12 protein-coding genes and 1 riboswitch are annotated in these 12,455 nt (G+C 40.0%); of the genes, 5 read left to right on the top strand and 7 right to left on the bottom strand.

Annotated features, from left to right (window positions below; translation table 11 throughout):
* Positions 1-46 precede the first annotated feature (46 nt).
* Positions 47-1,228 (top strand): M20 family metallopeptidase, encoded by a 1,182-nt coding sequence (locus ACXAEY_RS10535; protein WP_474811890.1) that lies wholly within the window; start codon positions 47-49, stop codon positions 1,226-1,228.
* Between the two features lie 30 nt (positions 1,229-1,258).
* On the opposite strand, the gene ACXAEY_RS10530 is transcribed toward ACXAEY_RS10535, so the two are convergent.
* Genes ACXAEY_RS10530 through ACXAEY_RS10520 form a run of 3 tightly spaced genes read right to left on the bottom strand, consistent with a single transcriptional unit; the run spans position 1,259 to position 3,600 of the window.
* Positions 1,259-1,897, bottom strand: coding sequence for a TetR/AcrR family transcriptional regulator (locus tag ACXAEY_RS10530; RefSeq protein ID WP_474811888.1), 639 nt, complete (start codon positions 1,895-1,897; stop codon positions 1,259-1,261).
* Positions 1,898-1,913: 16 nt separating this feature from the next.
* Entirely contained in the window at positions 1,914-2,711 is a 798-nt protein-coding gene (locus ACXAEY_RS10525) for an ABC transporter permease subunit (RefSeq protein ID WP_474811887.1), read from the bottom strand.
* Between the two features lie 16 nt (positions 2,712-2,727).
* On the bottom strand, positions 2,728-3,600 hold the full coding sequence (locus ACXAEY_RS10520) for an ABC transporter ATP-binding protein (RefSeq protein WP_474811885.1): 873 nt from the start codon (positions 3,598-3,600) through the stop codon (positions 2,728-2,730).
* Between the two features lie 167 nt (positions 3,601-3,767).
* Between ACXAEY_RS10520 and ACXAEY_RS10515 the strand changes: the two genes are divergently transcribed.
* The gene (locus ACXAEY_RS10515) at positions 3,768-3,971 is read left to right on the top strand and encodes a transcription initiation factor TFIIIB (protein ID WP_270182097.1); all 204 of its coding nucleotides are present in this window, start codon (positions 3,768-3,770) and stop codon (positions 3,969-3,971) included.
* Between the two features lie 53 nt (positions 3,972-4,024).
* On the opposite strand, the gene ACXAEY_RS10510 is transcribed toward ACXAEY_RS10515, so the two are convergent.
* Genes ACXAEY_RS10510 through ACXAEY_RS10495 form a run of 4 tightly spaced genes read right to left on the bottom strand, consistent with a single transcriptional unit; the run spans position 4,025 to position 8,968 of the window.
* Positions 4,025-5,515, bottom strand: coding sequence for a phytoene desaturase family protein (locus ACXAEY_RS10510; protein WP_474811883.1), 1,491 nt, complete (start codon positions 5,513-5,515; stop codon positions 4,025-4,027).
* The gene (locus tag ACXAEY_RS10505; protein ID WP_474811881.1) at positions 5,512-6,633 is read right to left on the bottom strand and encodes a glycosyltransferase family 2 protein; all 1,122 of its coding nucleotides are present in this window, start codon (positions 6,631-6,633) and stop codon (positions 5,512-5,514) included. The genes ACXAEY_RS10510 and ACXAEY_RS10505 overlap by 4 nt, the downstream gene beginning before the upstream one ends.
* Complete coding sequence (locus ACXAEY_RS10500; protein WP_474811879.1) at positions 6,633-7,445, bottom strand: carotenoid biosynthesis protein; 813 nt, start codon at positions 7,443-7,445, stop codon at positions 6,633-6,635. The genes ACXAEY_RS10505 and ACXAEY_RS10500 overlap by 1 nt, the downstream gene beginning before the upstream one ends.
* 17 nt (positions 7,446-7,462) lie before the next feature.
* Entirely contained in the window at positions 7,463-8,968 is a 1,506-nt protein-coding gene (locus ACXAEY_RS10495; protein WP_474811878.1) for a phytoene desaturase family protein, read from the bottom strand.
* A gap of 186 nt (positions 8,969-9,154) precedes the next feature.
* Between ACXAEY_RS10495 and ACXAEY_RS10490 the strand changes: the two genes are divergently transcribed.
* From ACXAEY_RS10490 to ACXAEY_RS10480, 3 genes are all read left to right on the top strand, one after another.
* Entirely contained in the window at positions 9,155-9,673 is a 519-nt protein-coding gene (locus ACXAEY_RS10490) for a glycosyl-4,4'-diaponeurosporenoate acyltransferase CrtO family protein (RefSeq protein ID WP_474811876.1), read from the top strand.
* Positions 9,663-10,697, top strand: a complete 1,035-nt coding sequence (gene fni, locus ACXAEY_RS10485; RefSeq protein WP_270182364.1) for a type 2 isopentenyl-diphosphate Delta-isomerase — start codon at positions 9,663-9,665, stop codon at positions 10,695-10,697. Before ACXAEY_RS10490 ends, fni begins: the two co-directional genes overlap by 11 nt.
* A 74-nt stretch (positions 10,698-10,771) precedes the next feature.
* Complete coding sequence (locus ACXAEY_RS10480; RefSeq protein WP_474811874.1) at positions 10,772-12,175, top strand: Na+/H+ antiporter NhaC family protein; 1,404 nt, start codon at positions 10,772-10,774, stop codon at positions 12,173-12,175.
* An 83-nt stretch (positions 12,176-12,258) separates the two neighbouring features.
* Positions 12,259-12,372, top strand: a riboswitch (SAM riboswitch).
* Positions 12,373-12,455 lie beyond the last annotated feature (83 nt).

Genomic DNA, 12,455 nt, shown 5'->3' with positions numbered 1-12,455 from the left:
TAGTTTATTAAGATATCAGATCATTTCATTTTGAAGGGAGAAGGCTATGAATCAACTATTTAATAAGCTTGAAGATTTATATAGTGAGATGGTAGAACTGAGAAGACATTTTCATCAATATCCTGAGCTTTCATTTGAAGAAGTTGAAACTCCCAAACTTATAGCGAACTATCATCGAGAGTTAGGTCATGATGTCAGAGAGCACGTTGGTGGTAGAGGAGTAGTTGCAACGTTAAAAGGAACGAAGCCTGGTAAAACCGTTGCTTTGAGAGCCGATTTTGATGCGCTGCCAATCCAGGAAGAAAATGAGGTTCCATATAAATCCAAGGTGGATGGTGTGATGCACGCTTGCGGTCATGATGGACATACGGCTATATTACTTTGTTTAGCAAAAGCGCTAAATGCGATACAGAATGAGTTAGAAGGGACCATCGTCTTTATCCATCAGCATGCAGAGGAATATCAGCCTGGTGGTGCGATAGCAATGATTGAAGATGGTTGCTTAGAAGGGGTAGATGTCGTGTTCGGCACACACCTGAGGGCTACAGAGGAAACTGGAAAGATCATGTATAAAGAAGGTCCGTTTATGGCTGCCGCTGACCGGTTCGAGATTGAAATCATCGGACGAGGTGGTCACGGTGCACAGCCACATTTAACAAAGGACAGTATCGTGATCGCTTCACAATTAGTAGTCAACTTACAGCAGTTGGTATCCAGAAGAGTGAACCCCCTGGATTCTGCTGTCCTATCAGTTGGAACATTTGATGCACGGAACGCATTCAATGTCATCGCTAATAATGTTCAACTAGTAGGGACGGTGAGGACATTCAAAAAGAACGTAAAAGAGTTAATGGAAAAAGAGATCGAAAGGGTGGTTAGAGGGACATGCTTAGCGGCGGATGTCGACTATAAGCTTAACTATGTTCATGGCTATCCTGCACTAGTCAATCATAAAACGGAAACAGAGCTATTGAAGAACTATGCAAAGCTAGTTCCTGATGTAAAAGAAGTAACTGAACACGAAGCTCAAATGGGTGGAGAAGACTTCTCTTATTATTTGCAGCATGTGCCTGGTACCTTTTTCTTTACAGGTGCTTTAAACCAAGATGCAGAACAAGTATACCCTCATCACCATCCTCGTTTTTCATTTGATGAAAGGGCGATGTTAGTCGCAGCTAAGGTTATGGCGACGGCCGCTTTATCGTATAGTAAATCCCAACGAAGCTAAATAAAAATCGCGCGAGGCGCGATTTTTATTTTAAGCTCTTTTCAACGCTCCGTATTTAATGATATCGATATATTCATCTAACTCGGGTTCAATTTTTTCAAGTATTTCTGAAAAGCTCATTGCTTTTTCTTGATATGCTTTTAGGTTTTTTTGAGCGATTTGGTCTAGAATCGTCATCGTGAGATTGATCACTTTATCTGGAGTTGCATTTTCCTTAAGAAGACTTCGGTCAATAAGCTTTTCAAGGTATTGGTCACTATACACGTCGATGTTCTTCTGAAGCATGGATCGAATTTCTTCTTCCATACCTTGAGGAGGGTTAAGAAGTGTTTGTGTGACAAGCTCAGTTTCTTTTAAATAATGAAATTGAACTCGCTTTTTAATTAAGACAACTTCTTTTACTCGGTTAAAGAAATCCTCTGACTCGACATGTTGTAATTCGGCCATTATGTTGTCCCCAATCAGCTTTCGGCAATAGTCGACAACATAGATGAAAAGGTTTTTCTTGTTTTTAAAATAATGATACAAGATTCCTTTCGAAATTCCTGCACGTGCCGTGATTGTATCCGTCGACGTTTTTTCATACCCAGTATCGGCAAACTCTTCTATACAAATACTGAGAATTCGCTTTTTCTTTTCATCTGCCAGTTTTTCGAAATTTGAATACATACAGATTCCTCCTTTCCTATACGGCGATATCTTTCTTACGATAATAGCTAAATGTACCCCAAATGCTTAAAACGATAACGATTAACATAATGCCAACGTATAAGGAATTCAGCGATTCGTTAGAAATAATATCTGCTGGGTCAATGTATTTGAATAGGCTAAAATACGTTAGGAATTCCAAACCATCCGTTATACCTGACACCACACTAAGAAAATACGAAATTAATACAAGACCAAGCGAAACAGAAGTTATTGTTCTCGCTTTCTTCATGGTTGCGGATAATAAAAGGGCTATAGCTGCGAACGTGATGTGCATGAGTAGTGTTCCAATGATCAATAGCCCGAATGTTTTTAAAGGAACATCTTCATCTGCAAATTGAAACCCGACTAAACAAACTAGCATAATAACGACATTGAGAGTCACAATATTCGTCAAGACAGCTAGAAGCTTTTCTGCGATTACTCGAGTTCTTGTAATTGGTTTTGATAGTAAAAATTCAACCGTTTTCTCATTTTCTTCTTTTGCAATCATATTCGACGCAAGCATGACTGCAAAAATACTACCAAACAATGTTGTCATGAAATGAATTTGCATCCCGTAAAAGCCGAGTAGTGAGCCAATATTAAGTCGATCCATTCCAAAAGCTTGCTTAAATGAATCCGGGTAAGCACTTAACAAATCATTCATTGTCTGTTGATCTTGGGTAAACTGAGGATAGATACTGAGCGTCATCAAGATGATTCCAGCTAAAATGATGGACCAAATCAAAAGTGACTTCATATTTTTCTTCATCTCACGGTTATAGATCATCATTTGGTTCACTCACCTTTCATTCGTAATAGTGCATGAATACTTCATCAAGAGAAGGTTCTTGGATGAGCACATCCAAAATGTCGAGAGTTGCTAGATGGTTTAAGAGCACGTTCATGTCTCCACGATAAAGGAACGTTGTGTTCTTATCATGAGTTTGTTTATCTTTGACACCTTCAAAAGGGAATTGAACGTCTTCACCATTCTCTATGGTAAGACTAATTTTCTTAAGACTATTTTTGATTAAGGTTTCAACTTTCTCCACAGTAACTAACTTGCCATCTTTAATGATGGCTACGCGATCGCACATTTTTTGAACTTCACTCAGAATGTGAGATGAAAAGAAGATCGTTGCTCCTTTTTCCCTTTCTTTAGAAATCAATTCAAAGAATGTGTTTTGCATCAGTGGATCGAGACCACCGGTAGGTTCGTCAAGAATGAGAAGTTTAGGTTCATGGAGGATCGCTTGAATGATTCCAACTTTTTTCCGATTACCAAAAGAAAGATCCTCCATCTTCTTGTTTAAATCCAACTGAAGCTTTTCAGCAAGTTCATAGATTCGATTCGTATTTTTGTATTGATGAAATTTAGCAGAATACTGCAGCAAATCGATTGCTTTCATATCATCGTAATAATGAACTTCTGAAGGAAGATAACCAACAATCTTCTTAATTTCCTTCGAGTCAGACACGATATCTTTACCGAAAATTGTCGCAGTTCCACCTGTCGGCTGTAGTAAATTCAATAGCGTACGTATCGTTGTACTTTTACCCGCCCCGTTCGGACCGATAAATCCAAAGATTTCTCCTTCATGAATCGTAAGTGATACATTCTCAATTCCACGGCTTTTCTTGTAAAATTTTGAAAGATTCTTTAATTCTACCGCTTCCATGATATCTTCTCCTCCCCGTAAACCATAGTTGACTCTGAAGTCAATTTCAGAATACACCTCATTGACTACTTAGTCAATAACATGTTTTGATATGTACCTATTATTAGATCAGTGATAAAATTGGTTGTACGATGAGGGAAAATGGGATGATAAGGAGGGGGATCTTAATGACTAAATTTCCTACGACAACGTGCCCAAAATGTGGTGGAACAGATCTTGGAAAAGGAAAGCATTCAGGGTATGCCGTCATGACTCCGATGAGAAGAAAACTGAGTTTAGGGTCGGAAATTGAACACCTATTATGTACGGATTGTGGTTTTATAATAGAAAGCTATGTGAAGAACCCAGAAAAATTTAAAAACACCCTTTAACTTTATTACATAATAATAAAAAAGCATGGAAGCGTCGGCGCCTCCATGCTTTTTTAGTTGTAAGACACTCTAGAGTCTTTTTTTGCGTGTTTCGATATGATATGATTCGCAACATTATTTCCGCTGATGACGACCATAGGTGATCCACCACCAGGATGAGTGCTTCCACCTGCGAAATAGACGTTCTTTATGTCTTTTGAACGGTTTGAAGGACGTAAAAAGCTATTTCGGAGAGTGTTGGAGGATATACCATATAAAGCTCCTCGATAAGCATTAAAGCGGTCCTTGATTTGAGATGGACCGATAACTTTCTCAACTACTTTTAGTTTTCGAATAGGAAGCCCATGTTTTTCAAGTTTGTCATAGATCCGTTCTTTGTACGCTTCTTCAGGCATCTCATTATGATTAGAAAGAGGCGGTGCATTAACAAGAATGAAGAGGTTATCACCATCAGGCGAAACATCAGGATCTGAATGAGAAGAATTTGAAATATAAACTGTAGGATCTTCAGGCCATATTCCGTTAAACAACTCTTTGAATTCTTTTTGGTAGTCTTCTGAGAAATACACTTGGTGGTGTACTAAATCAAGTCTTGAAGACAGCCCTACCATTATGACAAAAGCGGAAATAGAAGGGGATACGCTTTGAATTCTTGTGTCTCGAAATGATGGTCGATCAGACTCTTTGACGAGAGAAGGGTAAACTTCTAATAGATCACCGTTGATGATGACTTCTTCTGTCTTTTGCTCCTTACCGTCAACCGTTTCGATCATTTCTGCTCGACCATTACTAACATGTACTGTCTTCACTGGGGTTTCCAAATGAATTGTAACCCCTAGTTCTGATGCTAGTTTTTCCATTCCGCGTGCAAGTGAGGTGTTTCCACCTTTCACATAATATACGCCTTGTACCATTTCTAAATAACCAATCATCGCAAACGTTGCGGGTGATAAAAAAGGTGATGAACCTATATAGGTTGCATAGCGATTGAACGCTTTTAAGATTAGAGGGTGTTTAAAATATCGTTCATGAAAATGGTTCATTTTCTCTAAAGGTCTTACCTTTAGCATGGATTGAAAAAGGGAAGGGGACAAGTAGTCCTTCCATGAAAGAAACATCCTCGGGAAAAATGACGATTTTGATAGTCGGTATAATCGATCGACTTCCTCAAGATATGTTTGATAGTTTTTAGCTGCATATGAATCTAGCTTTTCAAACTGGTCGACCATATCTTGTGGATCTGTACTCATCATGAATGAACTGCCATCATGATCAATGTTTCTAGTGTGCCGTTCAATTTTTATCCAATCAAAGTAATTCCTTGGGTCAACACTGGCTTCTTCAAATACGGAATCAAAAACTTCAGGCATCGTCATCGTATTTGGACCGAAATCAAAATGGTATGTTCCTAACGATACCGGCATCATCTTGCCGCCAGCGTATCCGTTTTTTTCATACACATCGACTTTGTATCCTTCACTTGCTAATTTAATCGATGCAGCAAGTCCTGCGAGTCCTGCACCTACGATTGCAATTTGTTTCATGAGTAGGTTCTTCCTTTCCAAACATATCCTTTTTGTTTTATCCCTTTCATCATCGAATTGATCAGAAGACACATAAATGCTAGTGAACTAATCGGCATCATAAATGAGAGTAGAATGGACTGATTGGTTTTCCAATCGACCCAGGCTTTTTGGAGCGTGATCAATATGTAAGGAATGAAAAGAGAGTACATTGGCTCACCTATCGTATAGCTTACAACCCCTATGATCAGCAGTACGGCAGGCAAGAAGTAAAAACAGCCGTAAAAGAGAAATAGAATACTAACGAGCAAACGAGACCGACCGAGTCCTGGAAACAAGTTTTTTGTAAACCCTTCCCACACATCTTTGTTAGAACGATACATATAGCATATTGTAAATTTGGTTACATTCGCTAAAATCGAGCGATATCCATTTACCTTAAATGTACGTGAAAGGTGAACGTCGTCGATTAAACTGTTTTGGATGGAACGATGTCCACCGACACGCTTGTAAGCCTTGTGATCGACTAAGATAAATGCCCCATGAGCAGCAGTGAAAGCTGGTCTTGTTGTATGGTTTGCTGGTAAAAGGGGCAGATGGAAGTTAACGACGAAATGCTGAAGGGGTACGAGAAATTTCTCTAATAATAATGATACTGGAAATGCGGGAAATCCAGATAGCATAGATGCCTTCGTTCTCCTAAGCATTTCGAGCGATGCTTGAATCGTGTCCTTATGTAGACGCATATCAGCATCGATAAAAAGTAGGTAGCTTCCTTTAGCTCGTTCACTTAGTTGGTGACATGCAAACACTTTACCATTCCAGGAAGGAGGGAGTTCTTCACCCTCAAGTATCGTGAACCGATCATCACGTTTTGTATGTTCGGTGAGTAGAGGTAATGTATGATCCTCAGAGTTATCATTTAATACCAGTACTTCAATGTTGGGATAAGAGAGCGCTTTTAAATTCGTGATAAGATCGACTACATTTTCTTCTTCATTACGAAGAGGGATAAGGACGGAAACGAGTTCCTCCTTATCCCTGGTTGCTTTTTCGTTACGCAGACTTGGCATGAACAGTGAATTTATGATAGTCCATAGAAGGAAGCTCGCTAGTATGAGAATATAACTAATCAACATTAGACGATCACCTTTTCAGAAGAAGACAGCTCAAAGTTTTTTATACTTTTTCGATATGCATACAAGAAAGCATAAGTAGGTACACCAGTAATCGTTACAGCTAACCAAAGCTGATCTAGAATGCCTAAGAAAATAAAGAAGCCCATCACCATTCCAAATAGGGCGACCATACGATGCTTCCAGAATAAGAAACGTTCTTGAGATTGTGGAGAAATCCTGATATAAACGGGATATAGCAGGACATGAAAGAAGAAAGAAACAAAAAACCATCCCGAAAAATTTTGTAACGGAACTTGATAATAAAAACTGTCTCCTTCCCAACCCCAGTAACCCTTCACAAGGTATGCAACAGGATCGATTATCAAATCGATCAGAACTGCAATAAGTGCTCCTATTAGGGAATATGCAAACCACTTTAGTAGTGAGTCATTCATCTTCTTCAAAAACTGAGCAGAAAGAACATGGGTAACAGCTACGACCATCACCCATGCAAATCCAATTCCGATCGGAACCTCAGCGATTTTATAGCCAAAGTCTCCTGAATAGTTGTATTGACCAAAGATCCATCCGTAATGAACACCAAGTGATTCCGCTGCCATGCTCATGATAAATATGAAGATACTGATCGACGTTCCTAGAGCCTTACCGAACGTTCGAATAAAATAAAATGTAGCTAACACGCCACAAAGAATGAGGAAGAAAGCATTTGCCCATTCAAGAAATGGGGGTAGGATGTCGAATCCAACGAGGATGATTCCACATCCATACCAAAATAGAAATAAATTAAAGACGATTTTATCTAGTTTGAGCATGTAATGAAGATCCCTTCTTAGCCAGTTTGTTCTTCAGATAGTTTAAGGTCTTCAGCGATTAAATCAGCTGTTAGCTGACCTGATAATGTTACCATCGGTACGCCTCCACCAGGGTGAGTCGATCCACCGACAAAGTAGAGGTTCTCTACAAGGGAGCTTCTAGAAGGAATCTTGAAGCCGCCGTTAACTTTGCGATCAGTCGCAACCCCGTAGATCGAACCACCGTTTGAACCATATAATTCACGGATGTCATCAGGAATAAATTGATATTCAAATTCAATCGATTCCCTGAGACCTTCCATTCCCATACGTTCTAGTTTGTCGAGAACAGTTTCTCGGTATCTCCCTCGGTATTCTTCGAAACTCTCTCCGGCTTGAAGTGGAGGAACATGAGTCAACACGAAAAGATTTTCTTTCCCTTCAGGTGCTTGCGAAGGATCCGATTTAGAAGAAATACCAATGTATACTGTTGGATCATCAGCCGGAACACCCTCGTCGAAAATTTGCTGAAACTCACGCTTAGGATCTTCTGAGAAGAAGAAGTTATGGTGTTGAAGCTGATCGAACGTCTTATTGACACCAAGTAGTAGGACGAGACCTGATACAGTAGGAGTGTACTTCTTCAGTTCTTGCTTCACTTTGTCAGCACCAGGTTCTTGCTTCAATAAAGTATCGTGAGCTGGAATGCCCTCAAGGTTACTAACGATCAAATCTGCTTCCATCACATGACCACTAGATAATCTCACTCCAACCGCTTTCTTATCCTTTGTCATGATTTGAGTAACTTCTGTGTTCACTTCAACATCAACATCTAACTCTTCTAGGAGTTTCAACATCCCTTTGGCAATGTTATACATGCCACCCTCGACGTAATAGATTCCGAGCCCAAGTTGCACATAGACTAGCTGTGATAAAATTGCAGGAGAATGGTATGGAGATGACCCGATGTACATGACAAAGAAGTTGAACAGTTGACGAAGATGCTTGTCTTTTAAATACTTTTCTGTTGCCTGATTCATCGATTTCATTGGATCCATCGCGAGCAAGTCCTTAAACGAGTGAAGCTTTTGCATATCTTGTATTCCAGAAAGGCTCTTGCTATAAAAGCTTTTTAAGCTCAGGTCAAACATCGATTTGCAATAATCTAAATAAGAAAGGAAGTTCGAATAATCTTTCTCTGATTGTTTATGTACCTCTGAAAGCATAACTGCTAAATCACTCGTTACATCGATCTCAGCACCATCTTCAAAAAACGTTCTCCACTGAGGCTCAATACGTGTAATCTTCATATAATCACTTACATTTCGATCAGCACTTTTAAACAGTCTTTCTAAAACCCATGGCATCGTGAGAATGGAAGGTCCTGTATCGAAGGAAAAGCCTTTTCCAGAACGTTTGTTAAGTTTCCCGCCTGGTCGATCATTTTTTTCGAGTACCGTTACATCATGACCATCTGCGGCTAAGCGAATGGCTGCAGATAATCCACCTAGTCCTGCACCGATTACAATTGCTTTTTTTCCCATACTTTTCTCCTCCTCAGTGTAAATAAGGTCTATACGTCGACTTTTTTCACATGCGGCTGTATAGTGTAAGTATAACCTTTGTGAAAGTAAGATGACAGTCTTGGTGTGTTCTCTGCTCTAAAACGTATGACTGAACTATTACCTTAAATGAAAGACTGTAAACAAATAATGAAAGTTGGGTAGCCCATGCAAGTATTTCATCTATCGATTGCCGGTTTGATCGTAACTAACGTTTTTGCGTGGCTTGCCATACATGTTTGTATCTCTTATTTCTGTTTGAGAGTCCCTGATTCCTTCTATGAGTCCTTCATAGTAAGGAATCGTATAAAAAGCTTTGAAGCTAGTTTATATGAAAGTTTGAAAATCAGGTATTGGAAAACGATTTTACCGGATGGTGGCGGCGTTTTCAGAGGGGGTTTTAGAAAAAAAGGACTTAAAGCGCTTACGGTTGCGTACGTTAGCAAGTTCATTGTTGAAACGAAACGAGCGGAAATCAATCACTGGATTCTAATACCGCCTTCACTATTATTTTTCTTCTGGAACCCGCCTCTAGTAGGTTGGATTATGGTCGGGTATGCACTCGTTGTAAATATCCCTTTCATCATGATTCAACGGTACAATCGGAACAGACTTGAACTACTTTTACCTAAATTAAAGAAAAAAGAACAACGTAGGAGGTCTACCGTTGAAACCTATGGAACATGATCTTACAGAAAAACGAAAGAATGAACATATCGACATATGTCTTACTGAAGAAGTAGAAGGGCGAGGTATTACAACCGGACTCGAGAAGTTTAGATTTAAACACCAAGCTCTGCCTGAGATTGCTTTTGATGAGATCGATCTCTCAACTTCATTTCTAGGTAAAAAAGTATCTTCGCCTTTTTTAATCAGTTCGATGACTGGTGGTACGAAAAGGGCATGGGAGATCAACAAGCGGCTTGCGAAATCAGCTGAAAGAGAAGGATGGGCTCTCGGTGTAGGATCAATGCGGGCAGCGATTCAAGAAGACCGATCAGCTTATTCTTTCGAAGTAAGGAAATACGCTCCTACGATCCCCATCTTCGCAAATATTGGAGCCGTACAGTTAAACTATGGATTTACTATAGATGAATGTAAAAAAGCAATCGAGCTTGTTGATGCAGATGGTCTTATTCTTCACGTAAATCCTCTTCAAGAAGTGTTTCAGCCTGAAGGAGATACCAATTTTAAAGAACTATTGCCTAAAATTGAAAGTGTCGCGAAGGCACTCGATGTTCCGGTCGGGATTAAAGAAGTAGGAATGGGAATCGATGGAGATACTGCAAGGCGGTTGGTAGAAAGCGGAGTAGGCTTTATTGATGTAGCTGGTGCAGGTGGAACATCATGGATTCAGGTCGAGAGCTATCGTTCACATCAGAGTATGAGAGAACAAGCAGCTGAAGCGTTTCAAAGTTGGGGGAACGCTACCGCTGAATGTTTGATCGAAGTTCGAAATGAACTCCCACAAGCGCCGATCATTGCAAGTGGAGGTCTTAAAAACGGTGTTGATGCCGCCAAAAGTATTGCCTTGGGGGCTGATCTTGCAGGGTTTGGCCGAGCACTTCTTCATAGCGCAGTAGACGACAGTGAAGAAGCGCTATTAGACCAGCTGAGACGAATTCAGTTCGAACTACAAACTGCTATGTTTGGAATTGGCGCGTCTTCGATCGCGCAACTCAAAAAAACAAATTTGCTTCGTCAATCGTAGCCGGAGAATTTACTCCGGCTTTTTGTATAGCACCCTTTTCCGAGCACAAACTAACCGGAAAGGGGGAGTGAAAAATGGATTGGCTTTCGATCGTACCGTTCTTGGTCGTTATTCTCGTAGCGATGAAGACGAAACTCGTTATACCTGGATTAACAGCAGGGTTACTAACAGCTTCGTTTATACATAAGCCTCAACCTATAAAAGGACTCGAGCAATTTTATCAATTTATTATGAGTGGTTTAAAAGATGAGAGCAACATTAAAATCATCATCTTTTTGTACATGTTTACTGGTCTCATCGGAATGATGAAATATACTGGTGGAATAAAAGGCTTCGTTCGATTCGCTTCTGGAAAAATCACTTCGAAAAAGGGAGCGTTATTTTTAACATGGTTATCAACGCTCGGGACGTTTAGTGCTCCGAGCTTTCGCATCGTTACGGTTGCCCCGATTATGAAAGCACTCTTGAAGAAAGTGAAGATGACCCCTCAGGAACTTGGCTTTGTGATTGAAACCACAGCAACTCCAGTAATTGTTCTAATGCCGATTGCGACTGCGTTCGTTGGCTATATGTCCTCTGTAGTCGACCTTTCTTTAAGGGGACAGGGTCTTGAGGGAGATGGCTACAGATTGTTTTTGCAAAGCATTCCGTACAATTTTTTCTCAATATCGATTCTTATCATCGGATTTTATTTAAGTTTCTTTCATCATACGAAGATCCCGGCTACTGATGCAGGGAATATGGAGAAAGAAATCGATGACAAATGGGAAGATTGTCATCCTGTTGTTTCAAAAGATCTTCCGGCAAAACCTATGAACCTTTTGCTGCCACTAGGAGGAGTAATTTTCCTAACGCTTTTAATCACATATTGGAGTGGGTATGAGAAAGGGTTCAAAAGCCCAGTACAGGCATTCATCGAAGCAGATGTATTAGATGCGATGGTCTTCGCTCTAATTACAACCGTTTTGTTAACGTTTCTATTTTATTTATTTCAGAGGTTCTCATTAAAAAACCTTGTCACGTTCTTTATTGAAGGCGGTAATGATATGATGTCTGTCATCGTATTACTAACGATCGTTTGGGGACTTGCTTCTTCTGCTGAAGCATTAGGATTTTCTCAGTTTGTAACGAAGAACTTAAACTGGATTCCTGCATTATTCGTGCCACCGGTGTTATTCCTGGTGGGGGCATTCATTTCATACTTCATTGGCTCTTCATGGGGGACTTGGGGAATTCTTATGCCTTTAGGAGTCTCTCTCGGTGCTACCACAGGAACTTCATTGCCACTCGTAATCGGTGCTGTGTTTGCTAGTGGAACGTTCGGTGCTTTTTCGTCACCACTTAGCGATAATACGAATACAATAGCAAAGATACTTAAGTTGAACACGATGGCTTATGCTTCCTTTAAGCTAAAACCTGCACTGATCGGTGCTAGCGTATCAGCAATCGGATATTTTTTAATTTCTTTGTTCGTTTAGCACACTAATGCAAGCTTTTCTATTGACACCTACTGTTACAACCTTTAATATTGTCATTAACTTAATAATCCTTTTCAAGGATCTTCTTATTCAGAGAGGTGGAGGGACTGGCCCTTTGATACCTCGGCAACGGATTCCTATAAATGTTATACGGGAGCACCGTGCCAATTCCTGCGGCGAAAGTCGGAAAATAAGAAGAGGCGATCGGTAAATCCAAACCCTCTTCTGTTCGGGCAGATGAGGGTTTTTTATATGCACTCCTCATCATACAAACTACTTC

The organism is Anaerobacillus sp. ABA4_114 (genome assembly GCF_056159065.1).
Note: the sequence above shows the minus strand (reverse complement) of the source record. Positions and strands in the feature narration are given on the sequence as shown.